The 20,733-nt window shown below is 70.6% G+C and carries 19 protein-coding genes, 1 pseudogene and 2 riboswitches; of the genes and pseudogenes, 6 read left to right on the plus strand and 14 right to left on the minus strand.

The features are described from left to right. Positions 1–475: 475 nt before the first annotated feature. Both IE294_RS34635 and IE294_RS34640 read right to left on the minus strand, forming a co-directional pair. Positions 476–760 carry a DUF4190 domain-containing protein gene (locus IE294_RS34635; RefSeq protein WP_189892776.1) on the minus strand — a complete coding sequence of 95 codons (285 nt, stop codon included), beginning with the start codon at positions 758–760 and terminating at the stop codon, positions 476–478. A gap of 31 nt (positions 761–791) precedes the next feature. Further along, complete coding sequence (locus tag IE294_RS34640) at positions 792–959, minus strand: hypothetical protein (protein ID WP_014675136.1); 168 nt, start codon at positions 957–959, stop codon at positions 792–794. Positions 960–1,104: 145 nt separating this feature from the next. On the opposite strand from IE294_RS34640, the gene IE294_RS34645 reads away from it, so the two are divergent. After that, entirely contained in the window at positions 1,105–1,731 is a 627-nt protein-coding gene (locus tag IE294_RS34645; RefSeq protein WP_189892778.1) for a TetR family transcriptional regulator, read from the plus strand. A gap of 27 nt (positions 1,732–1,758) precedes the next feature. On the opposite strand, the gene IE294_RS34650 is transcribed toward IE294_RS34645, so the two are convergent. Next, entirely contained in the window at positions 1,759–2,721 is a 963-nt protein-coding gene (locus IE294_RS34650; protein ID WP_189892780.1) for a helix-turn-helix transcriptional regulator, read from the minus strand. A 101-nt stretch (positions 2,722–2,822) separates the two neighbouring features. Between IE294_RS34650 and IE294_RS34655 the strand changes: the two genes are divergently transcribed. Continuing rightward, complete coding sequence (locus IE294_RS34655) at positions 2,823–3,422, plus strand: TIGR03086 family metal-binding protein (protein WP_189892782.1); 600 nt, start codon at positions 2,823–2,825, stop codon at positions 3,420–3,422. On the opposite strand, the gene IE294_RS34660 is transcribed toward IE294_RS34655, so the two are convergent. Continuing rightward, positions 3,409–4,299 (minus strand): thioesterase family protein, encoded by an 891-nt coding sequence (locus tag IE294_RS34660; RefSeq protein WP_189892784.1) that lies wholly within the window; start codon positions 4,297–4,299, stop codon positions 3,409–3,411. The genes IE294_RS34655 and IE294_RS34660 overlap by 14 nt on opposite strands. A 164-nt stretch (positions 4,300–4,463) precedes the next feature. On the opposite strand from IE294_RS34660, the gene IE294_RS34665 reads away from it, so the two are divergent. Beyond that, entirely contained in the window at positions 4,464–5,723 is a 1,260-nt protein-coding gene (locus tag IE294_RS34665) for an alpha/beta hydrolase (RefSeq protein ID WP_189892785.1), read from the plus strand. On the opposite strand, the gene IE294_RS34670 is transcribed toward IE294_RS34665, so the two are convergent. The 10 genes and pseudogenes from IE294_RS34670 to IE294_RS34715 form a co-directional block, all read right to left on the minus strand. Next, on the minus strand, positions 5,632–6,291 hold the full coding sequence (locus IE294_RS34670) for a trimeric intracellular cation channel family protein (RefSeq protein WP_103811275.1): 660 nt from the start codon (positions 6,289–6,291) through the stop codon (positions 5,632–5,634). The genes IE294_RS34665 and IE294_RS34670 overlap by 92 nt on opposite strands. A gap of 47 nt (positions 6,292–6,338) precedes the next feature. After that, entirely contained in the window at positions 6,339–7,730 is a 1,392-nt protein-coding gene (locus tag IE294_RS34675) for a M1 family metallopeptidase (RefSeq protein WP_189892787.1), read from the minus strand. A gap of 682 nt (positions 7,731–8,412) precedes the next feature. Next, positions 8,413–9,532, minus strand: a pseudogene (locus IE294_RS34680) (ABC transporter ATP-binding protein); the annotation flags it as partial. After that, a complete protein-coding gene (locus tag IE294_RS34685; protein ID WP_189892791.1) occupies positions 9,529–10,623 on the minus strand; it encodes an ABC transporter ATP-binding protein in 1,095 nt (364 codons plus the stop codon). The pseudogene IE294_RS34680 and the gene IE294_RS34685, both read right to left, overlap by 4 nt. After that, entirely contained in the window at positions 10,620–11,627 is a 1,008-nt protein-coding gene (locus tag IE294_RS34690; RefSeq protein ID WP_189892793.1) for an ABC transporter permease, read from the minus strand. Before IE294_RS34690 ends, IE294_RS34685 begins: the two co-directional genes overlap by 4 nt. Before the next feature lie 72 nt (positions 11,628–11,699). Beyond that, entirely contained in the window at positions 11,700–13,454 is a 1,755-nt protein-coding gene (locus IE294_RS34695) for an ABC transporter substrate-binding protein (RefSeq protein ID WP_444545313.1), read from the minus strand. A 55-nt stretch (positions 13,455–13,509) separates the two neighbouring features. Continuing rightward, positions 13,510–14,508: an ABC transporter permease gene (locus tag IE294_RS34700; protein WP_189892796.1), complete on the minus strand. Its 999-nt coding sequence runs from the start codon at positions 14,506–14,508 to the stop codon at positions 13,510–13,512. A gap of 349 nt (positions 14,509–14,857) precedes the next feature. Then, a complete protein-coding gene (locus IE294_RS34705) occupies positions 14,858–15,643 on the minus strand; it encodes an enhanced serine sensitivity protein SseB C-terminal domain-containing protein (RefSeq protein WP_373315897.1) in 786 nt (261 codons plus the stop codon). 183 nt (positions 15,644–15,826) lie between these two features. Continuing rightward, positions 15,827–16,618, minus strand: a complete 792-nt coding sequence (locus tag IE294_RS34710) for an enhanced serine sensitivity protein SseB (protein WP_189892800.1) — start codon at positions 16,616–16,618, stop codon at positions 15,827–15,829. A 66-nt stretch (positions 16,619–16,684) separates the two neighbouring features. Further along, complete coding sequence (locus IE294_RS34715; RefSeq protein ID WP_189892802.1) at positions 16,685–17,353, minus strand: AAA family ATPase; 669 nt, start codon at positions 17,351–17,353, stop codon at positions 16,685–16,687. 179 nt (positions 17,354–17,532) lie between these two features. After that, positions 17,533–17,628, plus strand: a riboswitch (glycine riboswitch). Beyond that, a riboswitch (glycine riboswitch) is annotated at positions 17,629–17,741 on the plus strand. Between the two features lie 42 nt (positions 17,742–17,783). Here IE294_RS34715 and gcvT point away from each other — a divergent pair. The 3 genes from gcvT (at position 17,784) to glyA (ending at position 20,713) form a co-directional block, all read left to right on the plus strand. Continuing rightward, positions 17,784–18,902, plus strand: a complete 1,119-nt coding sequence (gene gcvT / locus IE294_RS34720) for a glycine cleavage system aminomethyltransferase GcvT (protein WP_189892804.1) — start codon at positions 17,784–17,786, stop codon at positions 18,900–18,902. Positions 18,903–19,040: 138 nt separating this feature from the next. Further along, a complete protein-coding gene (gcvH, locus tag IE294_RS34725; RefSeq protein WP_014675120.1) occupies positions 19,041–19,418 on the plus strand; it encodes a glycine cleavage system protein GcvH in 378 nt (125 codons plus the stop codon). 14 nt (positions 19,419–19,432) lie between these two features. Further along, entirely contained in the window at positions 19,433–20,713 is a 1,281-nt protein-coding gene (gene glyA / locus IE294_RS34730) for a serine hydroxymethyltransferase (protein WP_229917596.1), read from the plus strand. Positions 20,714–20,733: the final 20 nt, after the last annotated feature.

Consider the following 20,733-nt stretch of genomic DNA (forward strand, 5'->3'; position numbering starts at 1 on the left):
TGCGTCGGCCGCACCTGGGCTTGGGGGCGGCGCACCCGGCGCTGTCGGCCGTGCCCACCCGTTCCGCCCTGCGGAACGATTGCCCACGGCGGGTAGGGCGGGTGCGGCGGTGCGGCCGGTCCGGCGGCGGTGCGGGTTCGGCGCGGCGACGGGGTGACCGGTCGGCGGGGCGGCGGCGGGGCGCCGGTCCGGTGGGGCGGGTGCGGCGGGGCCGGTGCGGCAGGGCGGCGGGGCGACGGCGGTACGGGTTCGGCACGGCGACGGGGCGGCCAGTCGGCGGGGTGGTCGGCCGGCCGGGGCGGTGGCGGCAAGGCGACGGGGCGACCGATCGGCGAGTGCGGCGGGGCGCCGGTCCGGCAGGGCGGGTGCGGCAGGGCAGCGGCGGCCGGTCGGCGGGTTGGCCGGGGCGGTGGCGGTGCGGCGGGGGTCATTGCCGCGTTGCCGTCCGTGGTGCGCCGGGGCGTGCCGGGGTGGGTCACAGGCTCCAGGACACCGTGCCCGAGAGCTCCATCGCGATCACCAGGACCGCCAGGTCGGCGACGCCCAGGGTCAGACCGAGGTAGGCGCGGCCCCGGCGGGCCGTGCCGCGCCAGAGGGCGACCGCGGCCAGGACGATGGCGATCGGGCCGAGGAAGAGGTTCAGGACGAGCAGGCCGAGGAGGCCGAGGATGAAGGACGCGACGGCCATGCCGTCGGCGTCGCGGGGGCGCGGGCGGGTGTCGGTGCGGGGGCGGCCGGTGGCCGGTGCGGTGAGGTGCATGACGCTCAGCTCCTGAAGTCCTGTCCGGTGGTCAGTTGGCCGAGGTGTGGCGGCGGCGCCCGTGGCGCTCGCGGATCGCGAAGACGCCGAGCCAGACGGCGATGACGGCGGCCAGGACGGCGGTGACGGTCAGCGGTGCGTGAGCGACGGTGCCCAGCACGACGCCGAGCAGCATGAGTGCGGCGACGAGGAACAGCATGGGATCAGATCCCCCCTCCGATATGCCTCGTGGTCAGCCGGTGTGAAGTTTGGGTGAACAGTTGTAGTAACAGTTGTTCACTGACTTCGAGTCTAGCGCTCCGGACGGCTTTTCAATTCCAGAGAACAGTTGTTAACTGGATGACATGAGTCACACCCTCGGCATCCGGCAGGCCCAGAAGCAGAAGACCCGGCAGGCGTTCCTCGACGCGGCGCTCGCCCTGCTGGAGGAGCAGAGCCTGAGCAGCCTGGGTCTGCGCGAGGTCACCCGGGCCGTCGGTGTCGCCCCGACGGCCTTCTACCGGCACTTCCGCTCGACCGCCGACCTCGGCGTGGCCCTGGTCGACGAGGCGCTGGGCAGCCTGCATCCGATGGTGCGGACGACGGTGTCCGCCACGGGCGACAGCGAGGAACGCATCACGCGTGCCATCGAGTTGATCGCCCGTCACGTAGACGCGTACCCCGCTCATGTCCGTTTTATCGCCCGAGAGCGACATGGCGGGGTCCAGCCGGTGCGCGAGGCCATCCGGGCCCAACTGCACCGGTTCGCCGAGGAGGTGAAGGCCGAGCTGGCCAACGACCCGGAGGCGGCGGGCTGGAGCGACGACGACCTGCTGATGCTCGCGCACCTCTACGTCGACCAGATGCTCATCACCGCCTCCCTGTTCCTGGAGGCACTGGAGGCCCCGGCGCAGGAGCGGGAGCGGGTGACGCAGCTCGCCGCCCGCCAGCTCCGGCTCATCAGCATCGGCCGCAGCCACTGGCTGGACTGAGCCGTCCCGCCACGGATCAGCCGCCGCTCAGCCCTGCTGGTACAGGGCCGTGACGGAGCGGGCCCCGGCCAGCAGTTCCGCGCGGGCCTCGGGCGGGTCCAGGATCTCCACCCGGTCGGAGAACGCGAGGAGTTGGCGTACGGCGCGCAGCACCGGGTAGGCCAGCCGCGCAGTGACCCACTCGCTCGCGCCGTCGTCCTCGGGCGGAGCCGTCAGCTGTGCGGCGGCCATGCGCTGGAACATGTCGAGCAGTTCGCGCCGTACCCGCACGGTGACCTCGATCCCGTTCTCCCGCTCCTCCACCTGCCGGCGCAACAGCTCCCAGACGTCGGCCAGTTCGACCCCGGGCCGGCGCCGGACGGGCTCGTCCAGCAGCCGGGCCGAGCGCACCCGGTCGGCGCGGAACAGCCGGGGCCCGCCGCGCCGGTCGGCGACCAGGTACCAGACCCCGGCCTTGGCGACGAGGCCGTAGGGGTCCACGGTGTACGTCCGCGGTTCCCGCTCCCCGCTGTGCCGGTAGCGCAGCCTCAGGCGCCGGTCGGAGAACACCGCGTCCTGGAGCACGTCCAGGTCGACCGCCTGCCGCGGACCGCCCTTCCAGCGGGTGGCGTCGACCAGGACACGGCGGCTGGTCACCTCGGCGGCGGGCCGGTGCGGCGCGGGCAGCGCGGCCATCACCTTACGCAGGGCCGAGCCGAGGGCCGCGTCGAGGCCGAGCGCGGCGTGGGCGCCCTGCGCGGCCACGATGAACAGGGCGCGGGACTCGTCGGCGGTCAGCCCGGTGACGTCGGTGCGGAAGCCGGGGAGAAGTTCGATGCCGCCGTGCCGGCCGCGCTCGGCGTACACCGGGACGCCGGCGGCGGACAGTGCCTCGACGTCCCGGTAGATGGTGCGGACCGACACCTCCAGCCGGTCGGCGAGTTCGGGCGCGGGGACGCGGCCCCGGGTCTGGAGGAGCAGCAGGATCGAGAGCAGCCGGTCGGACTTCACCGCGCCAGGATCCCGCCGCCGCGAACTGCCGGGCAAATGCTGACGCCGGTTGTCAGGTTATCCGGGCATCCTCGCCTCACCGACCGAGAGAGAGGCACACCATGACCAGCACCGGCTTCGTCGACCCGCGTCCCGTGTACGTCCGCGCCACCGAGCAGGCGGCTGCCCTGATCAAGACCGTGCGCCCCGAAGACCTGACTCGGCCGACGCCGTGTTCCGAGTTCGATGTCCGGGGTCTGCTGAGCCACGTCGTCGGCGGCACCCGGCGGATCGCGGTGGTGGGCGAGGGCGGTGACGGGCTCGCCGTGCACCCGTCCGCCGACGGCGTCGCGGACGACGGCTGGGCCCCGGCCTACGACGAGGTGCGGGCCCGTGTCCTCAGGGCCTGGGAGAGCGACGAACGGATGGTGACCCCGGTGCGGGTCCCCTGGGGCGAGGTCCCCGGCCATGCGGCACTCTCCGGTTACGTCATGGAGGTCGTCACGCACACCTGGGACCTGGCCGAGGCGATCGGCGCTGCGGGCGAACTCGACGCCGAGCTGGCCGAGTTCGCGCTCGCGACGGCCCGCGCGGTACTGCCGGACACCCGGCCCCGCGGCGCGGAGACGCCCTTCGAGGCCCGCCGCGAGGCGCCGCTGGGGGCCGGACCCTACGAACGCCTGGCGGCCTGGCTGGGGCGCGAGCCGCTCAGCCGAGCCTGATCCGGGCCAGCTGCCGGGACTGGGCGACCAGGCGGTCCGCGCTGTCCCACACCTCGGCGTCCTCCTCCAGGAAGCCGCCGGCCAGGTTGCGGGTGGTGATGGACACCCGCAGCGGACCGGGGGCCGGGCGGTGGCGGACGTGGACGGTGAGTTCCACGGTCGGCACCCAGCCCTTGAGGCCCAGCTCGAAGGCGGTGGGCGGGAGGGCGTCCACGGCGAGGAGCAGCGAGAGCGGGTCGGCGTCCCGGCCGTCGGCGAGGCCGAACCAGGCGCGCATCTCGCCCTTGCCGGAGGGGGAGCCGAGCGCCCAGCCGAGGGTGGCGGGGTCGAGCTTGAGCATCAGCCGGTCGGCGATGGCGGAGCTGCCCTCGACCGGGGAGCCACCCGACGGCATCCGGGTGTCGGATGCGGCGTCCGCGGAGCCGAAGCACTGCTCCAGCGGGGGCATCGCGGGCGGGACGGCGGTCGTACGGACGTCGTCGGGGAGGGTGGCGAGGTCGCCGTAGGAGGCGAGGACGCGGATGCGTTCGACCTCGTTGCCCTCGTCGTCGTACTGGAAGAGCGAGGCCTGGCCGGTGGAGAGGGTGCGGCCGGTGCGGACGGTCTCGGTGCGGGCGACCGCCGGGCCGGGCCGGGAGGCGGTCAGGTAGTGCGCGGTGACGGAGAAGGGGTCCGGGTGCGGCAGGGTGTCCGCGAGGGCCCGGCCGAGCACGGCCAGCAGGTAGCCGCCGTTGACGGCGCTGATGATGGTCCAGCCGGCCGAGAGGTCGACGTCGTAGACGCCGGGCTCGCGCCGGGTGACCGCGGTGTCGCGGTCGAACTCGCTGTCGCCGATCAGGGCCCGCGAGGGGGAGGGGGCGGAAGCTGCTTCTGGCATGGCCGAACAGTACAGCAGGAAACTACTAAGCGGTAGCTTTCTTGCTCAAGGCGAGATGATCAGCGGATGATCCGCTCCCGCCCCCGGGTGAGGTTCCGGCAATTTCTCGGTAAGTGTCCGGACTCGTCCACAACCTCCGGCCGCGGATCGCCCTCTATGGGGACATGAGTCTCACCGGGACCCCGTTTCTCTACACGACCGTCCTGCTGGCGGTCGTCGCCCTCATACTGCCGCTCGTCCTGTGGTCGCGGATGCGTGGGCCCAAACCCCTGCGGATCACGGCCCGGGTCCTCATGCTGCTGTTCGCCCAGGGCACGGCCGTCACCCTGGTCTTCGTGCTGGTCAACAACCAGAACAACCTCTACGACAACTGGGCCGACCTGCTCGGCACCGGCGACCACGTCCAGCAGGCCGCCGACCTCGGCAAGGACGGCACCGGCGGTATCACGGTGACCCGGCTGCCCAGGGTCAGGCAGACCTTCTCGGCCGCCGACGGGCCCGGCATGCGCGCGGCCGGCGGAGTCCGCGTCACCCAGCTCAAGGGCCGGGTCTCCGGCGTGAACGCCGAGGTCTACGTCTGGCTGCCGCCGCAGTACGACGAACCGGCCTACCGGAACAAGAAGTTCCCGGTGGTGGAGCTGCTGCCGGGCTACCCCGGTTCCGCGAAGGCGTGGTTCGGGTCGCTCAAGGCGCACGAGCAGCTGCTGCCGCTGATGAGGAGCGGCCGGGTGGCGCCGTTCATCCTGGTCGCCCCGCGCACCAACCTGCTGGCCGGCGTGGACACGGGCTGCGCCAACATCCCGGGGCAGGTCAACGCCGACACCTGGCTCAGCATCGACGTACCGAAGATGGTCATGGACAACTTCCGGGCCCAGCCGGCCCCCCAGGGCTGGGCGGTGGCCGGGTACTCGGCGGGCGCGCACTGCGCGGTGAAGCTCGCGGTGGCCCACCCCGACCGGTACCGGGCCGCGGTGAGCATGTCCGGCTACAACGACCCGATCGGCGAACGCGACTCCCTGGCCGCCCAGACCCCCGCCCTGCGCGCCGCGAACAACCCCTATCTGCTGCTCGGGCGGGCGGCCGTGCCGCCCCGGATCGCGCTGTACCTCTCCGGCGAGTCCGGCGACGGCTACCAGGCGGGCATGGCCCTGGAGGCCGTCGCCAAGGCGCCGACCACGGTGCGGGTGGTGTTCCTGCCGCGCAGCGCGGGCGGTCACACCATGGCGCTGTGGCGCCCGCAGGTCGACACCGTGTTCCGCTGGCTGACCCTCCAGATGGGCCAGGGCCACGCCAGGGGCCAGGACACCTCGGTCGCCGGGACCGCTCCCGGGACTACTCCTCGGTCACCGTCGACCGGCGGTTCCACGCACGCGGCGCTCGCCAGTGGAACCGCATCGCGAGCAGGCGCAGCACGAAGGCCGTGATCACCGCGAGCCCGCTGGTGAACGGGGTCAGGACGTCGTAGCGGATGCACAGGACGACCATCGTGGCGCCGACCATCGCCGGGACCGCGTACAGGTCGCGGTCCCAGCGCAGCAGCGAGGGCACCTCGTTGGCCAGCACGTCCCGCAGGACGCCGCCGCCCACGGCGGTGGCGAGGCCCAGCGTCGCCGACGCGGTCAGGCCGAGGCCGTAGCTGTACGCCTTCGTCGTACCGCTGACACAGAACAGGCCGAGGCCGGCGGCGTCGAAGACGAGCACCGCTGCCTGGATGCGCTCCACGTGCGGATGCAGGAAGAAGACGACGAGCGTGGCGAGCAGCGGGGTGACGAAGTAGCCCAGGTCCGTGAAGGCGGCCGGGGGTACGGCGCCGATCACCAGGTCACGGAACAGCCCGCCGCCCAGCGCGGTGACCTCGGCGAGGACGGCGATGCCGAACACGTCGAAGTTCTTCCGTACGGCCAGCAGGGCGCCGGAGATCGCGAAGACGAAGATGCCGATCACATCGAGCGTGTGCTGGACGGAGGGACTGAAGAGTTGCTGGAGCTGCACCCTGACATTCTCACCCGCCGGAGTGCGTGAACCTTACAAACCCAGGCTCACAGGGCGGGCTTCCCTGTGGTGAACAGCCAGGTGCCGAAGAGATCATCGAGCTGCTGCCCGCTGACGCGCTCGGCGAGGCGGATGAAGTCGGCGGTGTCCGCGTTGCCGTACCGGTGGAGCTTCGTCCAGGCCGGCAGCAGCTTGAAGAAGGCCGTGTCACCGATCCGCTCGCGCAGCACCTGGAGGGTCATCGCGCCGCGCTGGTAGACGGCGGAGGCGAACATCGTGTCCCGCTGCGGGTCGGCGACCTTGATCTGCCAGAAGGAGGAGTCGGCGGGACGGGAGTCGTAGCCGGCCAGGAAGGAGTCGTGGGCGGTGCGGGTGCCCTGGTGCTCGGTCCACAGCCACTGGGCGTAGGTGGCGAAGCCCTCGTTGAGCCAGATGTCCTTCCACTGGGCCACGCTCACCGAGTCGCCGAACCACTGGTGGGCCAGCTCGTGCACGATGGTCGACTCGTTGCGCACGGCCGAGTACGCGGGCTTGCTCTGCACCTCCAGCGAGAACCCCGCCTCCGGCATGTCGTCGACGATCGCGCCGGTCTCCTCGAAGGGGTACGGCCCGAAGACCTGCGACCAGTAGTCGGTGGCGGCGGCCGTGACGGCGTACACGTCGACGTTGTTGCTGTTCTTGAGCACGGGGTCGATGGCGACGTAGATGGGGGTGCCGCCGGGGGTGCGCCCGGTGCGCACGTCGAACTTCCCGATGGTGGCGGTGGCGAGGTAGGTCGCCATCGGCTTCGACTCCCGCCAGTGGGTGTACGTCGAGCCGCCCTTGTCGTACGTCGACACCAGCCGGCCGTTGGAGACGCCGGTCAGACCCCGGGGAGCCTTGATCCGGATGTCGTAGGTGGCCTTGTCGGCGGGGTGGTCGCTGGACGGGAACCAGGTGGAGGCGGCGTTGGGTTCGCAGGCGACGAAGACGCCGTCGGGGGTCTTCATCCACCCGTAGTCGGAGCCGAAGACGATCGGCCCGCCGAGGGCCTGCGGTACGCCGCCGTAGGTCACGGAGACGGTGAAGTCCCGTCCCGCGGGGAGCGGGTGGCGGGGGGTGGCGGTGATCTCGTCGCCGTCGCGGGTGAACCGCGCGGGTCTGCCGTCGACCTGGACGCCGGTGACCTCCAGCTGCTGGAGGTCGAGGTCGAAGGAGGAGAGCTTCTGGGTGGCGCGGGCCGTGAGGGTCGTACGGCCGTCCAGCCGGCCCGTGTCCGGGGCGTAGGCGATGTCCAGGTCGTAATGGCGGGCGTCGAAACCGCCGTTGCCCAGCCGGGGGAAGTAAGGGTCGCCGATGCCGGGGGCGCCGGGGGTGGGGGCGGAGGAGGCGGCGATGACGAGGAAGGAGGCTGCCGCGGTGGCGACAGCCCCCAGACGTGCCGAACGGGAGAATGCCATGGGTCGTCCCTTTCGAGCGTGCCGATCAGTGGTCGGGCACGGACGACTCTGCACTCTCCCGCTCGGACATGTACATGACTTTACCTAGTCGTCATGTGCTACTTGTCGGTTGACTCCTGTGAGTCGGCGCCGGACGCCTTGCCGGTGGCCTCGGCCTCGCGGCCGGTCTCCTCGGCGACGGCCTCGGTGTCGCCCGAGCCCTCCGCCGGAGCGTCGGCCGCGGCGCCGGTGGCGGTGGCGGGCTCCTCGGCGGGGGCGTCGGCCGCGGGCGCGGCCTTCCCGGCCGAGACCTTCGCACCGGGACCGGTCTTCACACCGGAGGCCGCCGCCGCTTCGGAAGCCGCCGACTCTTCGGAAGCCACCTCGTCCTCGGAAGCCTCTTCGTCCTCAGCAGCCTCTCCGCCAGAAGCCCCTTCTTCGGAAACCGCCTCGCCGGAAACCGCCTCCTCCTCGGAAGCCGCCTCCTCCGTGGAAGCCGCGGGCTTGTCCTCGGAGGCCGTCGGCTCCTCTTCGGAAGCCACCGCCTCCTTCTCGGAAGCCGGCTTCTCCTCGGAAACCGCCGGCTTCTCGTCGGAAGCCACCGCCTCGGAAGCCGCCGCCGCTTCGGCAGCGGCCGTCTCCTCCGCGGCCGTCTCCTTGTCCGACGCCGGTTCCTTCTCGGCCGCACCCTCGGAGAGCACCGCGTCCGGCACCAGCTCCGACGCCTCCTTCGCCGCCGTCAGCAGGACCGTGTCCTGCGGGGCCTGGTCGGCGAAGTTCTCGGGGTGGTGGCAGGCGACCCGCTGGCCCGGCCGCAGCTCCACGAGCTGGGGCTCGGTGGTCTTGCAGATCTGCGTCGCCTTCCAGCACCGGGTGTGGAAGCGGCAGCCGGAGGGCGGGGCGATGGGCGAGGGCACATCGCCCCGCAGCAGGATGCGCTCGCTCTTCAGGCCCCGGCGCTTCGGGTCCGGCACGGGCACCGCCGACATCAGCGCCTTGGTGTACGGGTGCATCGGCGACTCGTACAGCGAGACGCGGTCGGCGAGTTCCACGATCTTGCCGAGGTACATCACCGCGATGCGATCCGAGACGTGCCGGACGACCGAGAGGTCGTGCGCGATGATCACGTAGGTCAGGCCCAGCTCCTGCTGGAGGTCGTCCATGAGGTTCACGACCTGCGCCTGGATCGACACGTCCAGCGCGGAGACCGGCTCGTCGGCCACGACCAGCTTCGGCTTCAGGGCGAGCGCGCGGGCGATGCCGATGCGCTGGCGCTGACCGCCGGAGAACTCGTGCGGGTAGCGGTTGTAGTGCTCGGGGCTGAGGCCGACCAGGTCGAGGAGCCGCTGGACCTCCTTCTTCACCCCGCCCTCGGGCTCCACGCCCTGGAGCCGGAAGGGCGCCGAGACGATCGAGCCGATGGTGTGCCGGGGGTTCAGGGAGCCGTACGGGTCCTGGAAGATCATCTGGATGTCGCGGCGCAGCGGGCGCATCTGCCCGGTGTTCAGCCGCGTGATGTCCTGGCCCTCGAAGGTGATCTTCCCGCCGGTCGGGTCCTGGAGCCGGGTGATGACCCGGCCCATGGTCGACTTGCCGCAGCCCGACTCGCCGACCACGCCCAGGGTCTCGCCCTTGCGCACCTCGAAGTCGAGGCCGTCGACGGCCTTCACGGCGCCGACCTGGCGTTGCAGGATGCCCTTCTTGATCGGGAAGTGCTTGGTCAGCCCCTCGACCTTGAGCAGCACGTCCCGCTCCTCGGGAGCCGACGCCTGCTTCGGGACCGCGGCCTCGGCGACGGTGTCCGTCTTCTTGGTCTCACTCACAGCTTGGGCGCAATCTCTTCGGTCCAGATCCGCTGGCGGTCCTCGGCCGAGAGGTGGCAGGCGGACCAGTGCCCGGTGCTCACCTGCTCCAGCTCGGGGCGCACCGTGCGGGTGACGTTCCCCTTGGGGATGTCCGCGTACGGGCAGCGGGGGTGGAAGGCGCAGCCCGAGGGGACGTTGATGAGGCTCGGCGGCGAGCCCTTGACCGGGATGAGCCGTTCGGAGGTCTCGCGGTCGATGCGGGGCATCGAGCCGAGCAGGCCCCAGGTGTAGGGGTGCTGCGGCTGTTCGAAGACCTCGCCGGCCGGACCGCGTTCCACGCACCGGCCGCCGTACATCACGAGGACGTCGTCGGCGATCTCGGCGACCACGCCGAGGTCGTGAGTGATCATGATGACCGCGGAGCCGAACTCCTTCTGGAGGTCACGGATCAGGTCGAGGATCTGCGCCTGGACGGTCACGTCGAGGGCGGTCGTCGGCTCGTCCGCGATGAGCAGTTCGGGGTTGTTCACCAGCGCCATGGCGATCATGGCGCGCTGGCGCATACCGCCGGAGAACTCGTGCGGGTAGCCGTCGACGCGCTTGGCGGGCTCGGGGATGCCGACGCGGTCGAGCATCTCGATGGCCCGGGTGCGGGCGACCTTCTTGCTGACGTCGTGGTGCACCCGGTACGCCTCGACGATCTGGTCGCCGACCTTGTAGTAGGGGTGCATCGCGGACAGCGGGTCCTGGAAGATCATCGCCATCTCACGGCCGCGGAGCTTGCGCACCTCGTCCGGGGCGGCGGAGACCAGTTCCTTGCCGTCCAGCCAGATCTCGCCGGACATCCGCACGTTCTTGCCACGGGTGCCGAGCCGGTGCAGGCCCATGATGGCCTGCGAGGTGACGGACTTGCCGGAGCCGGACTCGCCGACGATGGCGAGGGTCTTGCCCTTCTCCAGCGAGAAGCTGAGCCCGTCGACGGACTTCACCAGGCCGTCGTCGGTCGGGAAGTGCACCTTGAGGTCGCGGACCTCCAGGAAGGCTTCGGGCGCCTTGCCGGAGTCGGTGGGCTCGCCCACCGCGGCGCCGGTCTTGGAGAGTTCGGTCACGAGAGCCTCACCCGCGGGTCGGCGGCGGCGTAGAGCACGTCCACCAGGAGATTTGCGATCACGACGAAGAAGGCGGCGAGCAGGGTCACGCCGAGGATGGGGGGCAGGTCGTTGTCGGTGATGGCCTTCACCGCGTACTCGCCGATGCCGTGCAGCGAGAAGACGTACTCGGTGATCAGGGCGCCGCCGAGCAGCAGACCGATGTCCATGCCGAACACGGTGATGATCGGGGTGAGGGCCGCGCGCAGTCCGTGCCGGACCACGACGTTGCGCTCGCGCAGGCCCTTGGCGCGGGCCGTGCGGATGAAGTCCTCGTTCATCGTCTCCAGCATGCCCGAGCGGGTGAGCCGCGCGTAGATGGCGGAGTACAGGAGCGCGAGCGAACACCACGCCGGGAAGAGGGTGTTGGCCCACTGCGAGGGGTTCTCGGTGAACGGGACGTAGGTGGTACCGAAGATCGGCCACTGGTACGTGAAGAGCAGGAGGGCCAGGTTGCCCGTGAAGAACATGGGGAGCGAGACACCGGCGAGGGCGACACCCATGAAGGCACGGTCGAAGAAGGAACGGGGCTTCAGCGCCGAGACGACACCGATGGCCACGCCCGACAGGACCCACAGCACGGCGGCACCCACGGCCAGCGAGATGGTCACCGGCAGCCGGCTGGTGAGCTGCGGCCAGACCGCCTCGTGGGTCTTGAAGGAGTAGCCGAAGCACGGGGCGTCGCAGTGCACCGTGGTGGGACCGATGTTGTAGTCGGCACCGGCCACGATCCCCTTGATGAAGTGCCAGTACTGGACGTAGACCGGCTGGTCCAGACCGAGGTTGTGCTTGACCGCGGCGATGTCCGCCTTCGACGGGCTCTTGCCGATGTACTGCTGCGCCAGCTGATCCGCTGTCTGGCCGGCGAGCCGTGGCAGCAGGAAGAAGATGGCAAAGGTGACCGCGGAGACGACCAGCAGCAGGATCACTGCCGCGGCCGTCCGGCGGAGGATGTACGAGATCACGGGGACCGGCGCTGGTGCCCGCGGGCCGCGAAGCCCGCGGGCACCAATGCCTTCACCTGCCTTCCGGGGCTGCTACTTCGACGCGACGCCGATGTTGAGGTAGTCGTACTGACCGCTGAAGGCCGCCGTGGAAACCAGGTTGGTGTAGCTCTGCGGGCGGCCCAGGAGGACCTTGAAGTAGGTCAGCGGGACCAGGACGGCGTCGTCCATGGTCTTCTTGTCGATCTGCGTGTAGAGCGTGTTGCGCTCGTTGGTGTCCTGAGTGCCGATCGCCTTGCCCAGCAGCTCGTTGACGTCCTTGTTGTTGTACTGCGACAGGTTGGTGTTACCGGACTGGCTGATCGCCTTGCCGTTCAGGATCTGCTGGAGGAAGCCGTAGCCGGAGGGCCAGTCGGCACCCCACTGCATCATGATCAGGCCGATGTTCTGCTTCTCGGTGAACTTCGGCACACCCGCGTAGTCGGTGAAGTACTTGCCCGACGGGTACTGCTTCAGGCTGGCGTTGATGCCGACCTTCTTCAGCGAGTTGATGATCGCCGTGGCGGCGTCGATCTCCTGCGGACGGTCCGAACGGGCCGAGATGTTCGTCGAGATCGAGGACTTGCCGCAGGCCTTCAGCAGATCCTTGGCCTTGGCGGCGTCGCCCTTGCTGCCGGAGGTGGCGTAGACGTCGGACTTGCTGTAGCCCGGGATGTCCGGCGGCAGCACGGTGGAGGCGACGTCACCGCGGATCGGGCCGCCCTCGGCGGTCTGCACCGAGACCTTGTCGATCGCGTACTGGACGGCCTTGCGGCACTCGACCTTGTCGAACGGCTTCACCTTGGTGTTGATCGCCATGTAGACCAGGCGGCCACCGTAGGTGTTGTCCGTGTTGGCCTTCTTGGCGGGGTCGGTGAGGACGTCGGCCTGGGTCGAGGCCTGGACGCCGGTGCCGGCCAGGTCGATGGCGTCGCCCGCCATGACGTCCTGGTCGATCTTCTCCGGGTTGACCTTCAGGTTGACGACGATCTTGTCCGGCAGCTGCTTGCGCAGCGGGTCGGTCTTCGCGTCCCAGTTCTCGTTGCGCACGAGGACGGCCTGCTTGCCGTCGTCGTAGCTCTGGAACTTGTAGGAGCCGGAGGACACGATGTGCTTGACGTAGTCGACGCCGGTGTCCTTCGCCTTGGGCACCGGGGCCGTCTGCGGGGCGGCGACCAGGTAGTCGAACTCCTGGAAGGCCTGCTTCAGGTGGAAGACGATCGTGGTGTCGTCCGGCGTCTGGATGGAGGACAGGCCCTTGTCGCTCTTGTCCTTGTACGGGCCCTTGTACTTGTCGCCGCCGGCCAGGAACTGCTGGAAGTAGTTCGGGCCGAGGGAGAGCACGTCACGCGCGAAGTTCGAGCGCTCGACGGCGTACTTGACGTCCTTCGAGGTGATCGGCGAGCCGTCCTCGTACTTCAGGCCCGAACGCAGCTTGTACGTCCAGGTCTTGCCGCCGTCGCTCGGGACACCCTTGCCCGCGGCGAGGTCCGGGACCAGGGTGTTGCCCTCCTGGCCGGCGCCCGGCTTGAAGGTCATCAGCGGGCGGGCCCACAGCCGGCTGAGGTTGTACATGTAGGCGTAGTACGTGTTGCCCGGGTCGAAGGAGTCCGGCACGTCGGCCATCTCGTAGGTGACCGTGCCGCCCTTCTTGTCGGACACGTTCACGATGCCCTTGGTCGCGGCGTTGGCACCGGCCGACTTGGTGTTGCCGTTCTCGTTCTTGTTGTCATCGGCCTTGCTGCAACCCGCAAGAAACAGGCTGGCGGAGCCGATGGCCGCGATCGCGGCCAGCGCTGACCTTCGCATGATGGGCGCTTTCCCCTCCATTGTTGGAAAATTTTCGGGCTCTCCGCGGCAGGCGTCAGCGGCTGCGCGGGTCGAGAGCATCGCGGAGACCGTCACCGAGCAGGTTGAAGGCCAGGACGGTCACGAAGATGGCGAGACCGGGAACGATCATGTACTGGGGATCGACCTTGTAGTAGGTGACCGCCTCACGGAGCATGCCGCCCCAGGACGCCTGCGGGGGCTGGATGCCGACGCCGAGGAAGCTCAGGGACGCCTCGAAGAGGATGTTGGTCGGGATGAGCAGCGTCGAGTAGACGATGATCGGGCCGACCAGGTTGGGCATCAGCTCCCGGAACAGGATGTACGGGGCCTTGGCGCCCATGCCCCGGGAGGCGTCCACGAACTCGCGCTCACGCAGGGCGAGGGTCTGGCCTCGCACGATCCGGCCCAGGTAGGGCCAGTTGAAGAAGCCGATGACGAAGATCAGCACGCTCAGGTGGAGCGGCAGCCCGTTGAGACCGAACGCGCCGCCCTGGAGGGTGGCGGAGATGGCGATCGCGAAGAGCAGGAGGGGGAAGGCGAGGAACGTGTCCATCAGCCGGCTGATGACCGAGTCGACCCGCCCGCCGTAGTAGCCCGCGACGACGCCCATGACCGCGCCGATGACGTTGGACAGGATCGTCGCGCCGAACGCCACCACCAGCGACACCCAGGAGCCCTCCAGGATGCGGGTGGCGATGTCACGGCCGAACTTGGGGTCCACGCCGAGCGGGTGATCGAGGCTCATGCCGCCCCAGCCGCCCGTGGGCAGCGAGGTGTCGGGCGTGATCAGGTCCTGGTGGAAGGCGTTGGGGTCGAGGCCGAAGAGGGCCTGGATGGGGCGGGACAGGATCGCGAGAAGGATCAGCAGGATCACGACGACGCCGCCCGCGACGGCGACCTTGTCCTTCTTGAACCGGGTCCAGGCGATCTGGCCCAGGGAACGACCCTCGATCTGCCCCTTACCGGCACCCTCCAGCACAGCCTCCGGCTGTGCCTCGGCTGCCGCCCCGGTGGTCTCGATCGGTGCGGTCACGGTGAGCGACCCCTCTCGCCGGTGGTGACCGGCCTGCGCTGCCGCGGATTGCGGCTTTGTCGACTTGCCATCGAGCATGAGGTCTCGACCTCATGTCTGAGTCGGGAGTCTTCAGCGTCTTTGCGATCACCCGCCAGAGCTGACGGCGAATGTATGCGCAACCGTGATGCAGTCCAGGGGATTCCGTTATCCGATCAGTGGGTAACGGGCATCGGACGCGGGCCAGTTGGGACAGAACGGTGAATCTACGCGGTTCGGGGCGATCGGGCGATGTCTACGCGCGAAGAAGTGTGTCGTCCGTGTAAATTCTGCGACCCGGAGTCAAAACCCCTGTCGCTCCACTTAGTTGTCAGTAACCGCCGTGCACCGGTGGGTAGCCGTACCCGCCGGCCGGGGCCTGCGGCGGGACCGGTGCCTGGAGCTGCGGCTGCGGCGCGGGGACGTGCGCCTCGCGGTCGTAGAACGGGCGCGCGTTGACCCGCATCCACATCACCACCGGGTCGTAGCCGTCCGTCATCGCGACCGTCGACACCGGCAGCCCCTCCGGGACCGCGCCGATGGACTGCTGCATCATCGCGCGCACCGAGTCGACCGCGGCGGGCGAGGTCTCGTAGACGTCCAGACCGATGGCGAGATACGGCGCCCCGAGCGCGGGCTGGACCCAGGCGCGGCGCAGCGAGCGGAGCGCGGGGGTGCGGTGCGCGTTCTGCGCGAGGAGGGCGTAGAACTGCGGGATCTCGATGCCGGGCTCCGACAGGCGCAGCGGACCGGCGGGCTGGCGGTCCAGACCGGTGGCGATGCGGCGCAGATCCAGCCAGGGGATGCCGACTCCGCCGCCGGGGCCGTGCGGATTGAGCCAGAGGCCGTAGTGGTCGGGGTAGAGGGTGCGGGCCACGTCCAGGCCGTCGACCACTTCGTACGAGCGGTTCCAGCCGCTGGCCGACAGCTCCTGGGCGGAGGTGACGCAGGGGGCGTAGTGGGAGCCGTCCACCTCCATGTCCCCGTACTGGGCGTCCGGGGAGCCGGCCTGGCCGTGCCACAGGAGCATCCAGATCTGGCCGGAGGAGGGGGTGGCGAGGGCGCGGAGCAGGGCCTCGTAGGCGTCGTAGCGTCCCGGGGTGACCTGGCGCAGCATGTGCTCGACGCTGCCGCTGTGGCTCGCGCTCACCTGTTGTACCGGCCCTTCTACTCCGTGCCCCGCGTTTGGAGACAGCTTAAGCGCCCGGTGGCTCGGGGCCTTCTGTTCGTGCGGGGGTGCGGGTGGTGGGTTCTCGCGCGGCGCCCCGCGCCCCCTGCGTCGGCCGCCCCCGGGCCGGTGCTAGTGGCCGTACTGGTAGAAGGGCCGGACGTTCGTTTTCAGCCAGTCGGAGACCGGGTCCTCGGCCACGTCCATGAGGATCAGGTTGACCGGCCACTGGACCGGGACTCGGCCGAGGGCCCTGCCGAGGGCGTCCAGGGGCAGCGTCCGGATGTCGCCCTCCCACTGGGAGAGTTCCACGCCCACGAACATCACCGGGTCGGCCGTCTCGATGGCGGCCAGGCAGCGGCGGGCGGTGAGGACCACGCCGGTCTGAGCGAACTCGGCGGAGGCCGCGGAGAGGAAGTCGACCGGATCGTCCTGCCAGTCGGGCTCGAAGAGGCGGACCCGGCCGCCGGCGTTGGGCCCGTCGAGCGGGGTGCGGCCGGCGCGGCACAGCTCGGCCACGGCCTCGGGCGGCAGCGGGATGCCGACCACACCGCCCGGGTTCACCGCGATGCCCGCCTGCGGCGGCAGGCCGCGCGCGAACTCCACGGCGGGGGCGATGGTGTACGACATGTGGGGACCGGCCGCCTGGCGCAGCTGCTCCTCGGAGCTGAACACCGGGACGTACACCTGGCCGTCGATCTCCGTCGTCGGCAGGTCCAGCGGCCCGCTGTGCGGGCCACCGCCGTTGGGCAGCGGTATCCACAGGAAGCTGCGGCCGACGACCTCGATGATCCGGTCGCCCGCCGAGGCGATGCCGAGGGAGGCCGACAGCACCTCCTCCAGCTCGTTGCCGGGCCAACCGCCGTGCGGGTGGGGGTGCGCCTGTGCCGGGAAGTCCGCTGGGATGTCCGCCGGGAAGTCCATCTGCCTACCGCCTGCTGGGAACCACTGCTGTGAGCAAGAAGGCTAGCGGGTGGCTGTGACAGTGCCTCACCGAGCGAAGCCGACCCGGCTGAGGACGTCCGCCGCGTCCCGGTCCAGCAGCACCGCCGCGCCGCAGCCGGCGGGCAGTGCCCCCTTCTCCACCGCGCGCAGCAGCCGGGCGGTCGTACGCCGGTGGCGGCGGAAGGCGTAGCGGGAGACGCCCCGGCCGCGCTCGCGCTGGCCCGCCCGAGCGGTCTCGAGGCTGACGTCGAGCAGGAGCAGGTGCAGGGTGGCGCCGCGGCGCCGGGCCTCGCGGGCCAGCCAGGCACGCACCCAGGGCTGGGTGCCGCAGTCGTGCACGACGACGCCCTCGCCGGTGCGCAGGGCCCTGCGCAGTGCGGCGTAGTGGGCGAGGCGGACCAGGGGGCGGTAGAGCGCGTACGGGACGGAGCGGGGGACGCGGGCGTCCCAGCGGTCCCGGGTGTCCTGGGAGTCGACGCGGTGGCCGGTGACCGCGCGGTGCATCAGGGTGGACTTGCCGCTGCCGGGCAGACCGGTGATCACCACCAGGTCGCGGGGGCCGAAGAGCAGGGCGTGCGGGCTGCGGCCCGCGCGGTCGCGCAGGTCGCGGACGACCGGGGCGGGCCGGTCCGCGCGGCGCCCGCGGGTCAGGGCGGAGGGCTCTCCCGGCACCGCGATGCCGGCGTCGGTGGCGTAGGCCGATGTCCTGTTCACCGTGATCGTCCTCCCCAGTGGGCTCGGTCATCCCCATGCCCGCTCTATGTAAAGAGAAGGTAATGGGCAACGGTAGGAGGTTCGTGTGCGTTCTGCCACAGCTCGGTCACAAGGAGCGTGCTCTGGATGGGCGGGGAGCGGCGTGCAATGATGTGCCCGCCAACTGCATACCGGCCGCTTGAATCCGCGCGGGAGAGTTCCCAGCCCCGGGCTGGGACGCCGAAGGAGCAAGTCCCTCCCTTGAATCTCTCAGGCCCCGTTACCGCGCGGGCGAGGCACATCTGAAAAGCGGGCCGCTGTGTCAGTGGCTCCACCCAAGGTGCAAGCCCTGGTCGTCCCTGTGGCGGTCGTGGCGAACCTCTCAGGTTCCGATGACAGATGGGGAGGAACGTTCCTCGCCTGTCCGCTCGCCTTGGGAGACGACCGTCCGATGAGCAGCACTGAACTCCGCCACACCGCGCTCGATGCCGTACATCGCGCGCTCGGTGCGACGATGACCGACTTCGCGGGCTGGGACATGCCCCTGCGCTACGGCTCCGAGCGCGACGAGCACCTCGCCGTGCGGACCCGGGCCGGTCTCTTCGACCTCTCTCACATGGGTGAGATCACCGTGACCGGCGAGCAGGCCGCCGCGTTCCTGAACCACGCCCTGGTCGGCAACATCGCCTCCGTCGGTGTCGGCCGCGCCCGCTACACGATGATCTGCCGGGCCGACGGCGGCATCCTGGACGACCTGATCGTCTACCGGCTCGCCGAGACCGAGTACATGGTCGTGGCCAACGCCTCCAACGCCCAGGTGGTGCTGGACGCCCTGACCGAGCGCGCCGAGGGCTTCGACGCCGAGGTCCGGGACGACCGGGACGCCTACGCGCTGATCGCCGTGCAGGGCCCGGAGTCCCCCGGCATCCTGAAGTCCCTCACCGACGCCGACCTCGACGGCCTGAAGTACTACGCCGGCCTGCCCGGCACGGTCGCCGGCGTCCCGGCGCTGATCGCCCGCACGGGTTACACCGGCGAGGACGGCTTCGAGCTGTTCGTCAAGCCGGAGCACGCCGTCGAGCTGTGGCAGGCGCTCACCAAGGCCGGCGAGGGCGTCGGGCTCGTCCCGTGCGGACTGTCCTGCCGGGACACCCTGCGCCTGGAGGCGGGCATGCCGCTGTACGGGCACGAGCTGACCACCTCCCTCACCCCCTTCGACGCCGGGCTCGGCCGCGTGGTCAAGTTCGAGAAGGAGGGCGACTTCGTCGGGCGCGAGGCGCTCACCGAGGCCGCTGCCCGGGCCCAGGAGAACCCGCCGCGGGTCCTGGTCGGCCTGGTCGCCGAGGGCCGCCGGGTGCCGCGCGCCGGGTACGCCGTCGTCGCCGGCGGCGAGGTGATCGGCGAGGTCACCTCCGGCGCCCCCTCCCCCACCCTGGGCAAGCCGATCGCCATGGCCTACGTCGACGCGGCGCACGCGGCGCCGGGCACCGAGGGCGTCGGCGTGGACATCCGGGGCACCCACGAGCCGTACCAGGTCGTGGCACTGCCGTTCTACAAGCGCCAGAAGTAGACACCGGCCGCGGTCGCGCCCGCCTGGGGCCCCGGTCCCGTGGCCGCGGCGTGACGCTGCGCACATTCCCCCGCTCACCAGCGGTTTCCGTAGTCACCCCGTCATCAGCACTCTCGCGCGTACAGGAGAATTCAGGCCATGAGCAACCCCCAGCAGCTGCGCTACAGCAAGGAGCACGAGTGGCTGTCGGCCGCCGAGGACGGCGTCGCGACGGTCGGCATCACGGAGCACGCGGCCAACGCGCTCGGTGACGTCGTCTTCGTCCAGCTCCCCGAGGTCGGCTCCACGGTGTCCGCGGGCGAGACCTGCGGCGAGCTGGAGTCGACGAAGTCGGTGTCCGACCTGTACTCCCCGGTCACCGGTGAGGTCACCGAGGTCAACGAGGACGTCGTCAACGACCCGTCGCTGGTGAACTCCGCCCCCTTCGAGGGTGGCTGGCTGTTCAAGGTACGCGTCGCGGAGGAGCCGGCCGACCTGCTCTCCGCCGACGAGTACACCGCCTTTTCCGCCGGCTGAGGAGTCGTAGCCGTATGACTGTCCTGAACACGCCCCTGCACGAGCTGGACCCGGAGATCGCCGCCGCGGTCGACGCCGAGCTGCGCCGCCAGCAGTCGACCCTGGAGATGATCGCCTCCGAGAACTTCGCGCCGCTCGCGGTGATGGAGGCCCAGGGCTCGGTCCTGACGAACAAGTACGCCGAGGGCTACCCGGGCCGCCGCTACTACGGCGGCTGCGAGCACGTCGACGTCGCCGAGCAGATCGCCATCGACCGGGTCAAGGAGCTGTTCGGCGCCGAGTACGCCAATGTGCAGCCCCACTCCGGCGCCTCCGCGAACCAGGCGGCCCTCTTCGCGCTGGCCCAGCCCGGGGACACCATCCTCGGCCTGGACCTGGCGCACGGCGGCCACCTGACCCACGGCATGCGGCTGAACTTCTCCGGCAAGCAGTTCGACGTGGTCGCCTACCACGTGGACGCCGAAACCGGCCTGGTCGACATGGCCGAGGTCGAGCGGCTCGCCAAGGAGCACCGCCCCAAGGTGATCATCGCGGGCTGGTCGGCGTACCCGCGGCAGCTGGACTTCGCCGAGTTCCGCCGGATCGCCGACGAGACCGGCGCGTACCTGTGGGTCGACATGGCGCACTTCGCGGGCCTGGTCGCGGCCGGTCTGCACGAGAACCCGGTGCCGTACGCCGACGTGGTCACCTCCACCACCCACAAAACGCTGGGCGGCCCCCGCGGCGGCATCATCCTCGCCAGGAAGGACTTCGCGAAGAAGCTGAACTCGTCCGTCTTCCCGGGCTTCCAGGGCGGTCCCCTGGAGCACGTGATCGCGGCCAAGGCGGTGTCCTTCAAGGTCGCGGCCTCGGAGGACTTCAAGGAGCGCCAGCGTCGTACGGTGGAGGGTGCGCGCATCCTCGCCGAGCGCCTGACGGCCCCGGACGCCCGCGAGGCCGGCGTGAACGTGCTGTCCGGCGGCACGGACGTGCACCTGATCCTGGTGGACCTGCGCGCGTCCGAGCTGGACGGGCAGCAGGCCGAGGACCGGCTCCACGAGGTCGGCATCACGGTCAACCGCAACGCCGTCCCGAACGACCCGCGCCCGCCGATGGTCACCTCGGGGCTGCGCATCGGTACGCCGGCCCTGGCGACCCGCGGCTTCGCGGCCGAGGACTTCGCCGAGGTCGCGGACGTGATCGCGCAGGCGCTGAAGGCGCCCGCTCCCTTCGGGGCGGCCGACGCCGAGGCCCTCAAGGCGCGCGTGAAGGCGCTCGCCGACAAGCACCCGCTGTACCCGGGCCTGAACAAGTAAGTCCCCGGTGGGGCACCCGC

This window comes from Streptomyces canarius (assembly GCF_014650735.1).
Lineage (GTDB): Bacteria > Actinomycetota > Actinomycetes > Streptomycetales > Streptomycetaceae > Streptomyces > Streptomyces olivaceoviridis.

Excerpts from the sequence above, each read along its gene's own strand:
- IE294_RS34635 (WP_189892776.1), bottom strand. The coding sequence starts at position 760 with ATGCACCTCACCGCACCGGCCACCGGCCGCCCCCGCACCGACACCCGC.
- IE294_RS34640 (WP_014675136.1), bottom strand. The coding sequence starts at position 959 with ATGCTGTTCCTCGTCGCCGCACTCATGCTGCTCGGCGTCGTGCTGGGC.
- IE294_RS34645 (WP_189892778.1), top strand. The coding sequence starts at position 1,105 with ATGAGTCACACCCTCGGCATCCGGCAGGCCCAGAAGCAGAAGACCCGG.
- IE294_RS34655 (WP_189892782.1), top strand. The coding sequence starts at position 2,823 with ATGACCAGCACCGGCTTCGTCGACCCGCGTCCCGTGTACGTCCGCGCC.
- IE294_RS34660 (WP_189892784.1), bottom strand. The coding sequence starts at position 4,299 with ATGCCAGAAGCAGCTTCCGCCCCCTCCCCCTCGCGGGCCCTGATCGGC.
- IE294_RS34665 (WP_189892785.1), top strand. The coding sequence starts at position 4,464 with ATGAGTCTCACCGGGACCCCGTTTCTCTACACGACCGTCCTGCTGGCG.
- IE294_RS34675 (WP_189892787.1), bottom strand. The coding sequence starts at position 7,730 with ATGGCATTCTCCCGTTCGGCACGTCTGGGGGCTGTCGCCACCGCGGCA.
- IE294_RS34695 (WP_444545313.1), bottom strand. The coding sequence starts at position 13,454 with ATGCGAAGGTCAGCGCTGGCCGCGATCGCGGCCATCGGCTCCGCCAGC.
- IE294_RS34705 (WP_373315897.1), bottom strand. The coding sequence starts at position 15,643 with ATGCTGCGCCAGGTCACCCCGGGACGCTACGACGCCTACGAGGCCCTG.
- IE294_RS34710 (WP_189892800.1), bottom strand. The coding sequence starts at position 16,618 with ATGGACTTCCCGGCGGACATCCCAGCGGACTTCCCGGCACAGGCGCAC.
- gcvT (WP_189892804.1), top strand. The coding sequence starts at position 17,784 with ATGAGCAGCACTGAACTCCGCCACACCGCGCTCGATGCCGTACATCGC.
- gcvH (WP_014675120.1), top strand. The coding sequence starts at position 19,041 with ATGAGCAACCCCCAGCAGCTGCGCTACAGCAAGGAGCACGAGTGGCTG.
- glyA (WP_229917596.1), top strand. The coding sequence starts at position 19,433 with ATGACTGTCCTGAACACGCCCCTGCACGAGCTGGACCCGGAGATCGCC.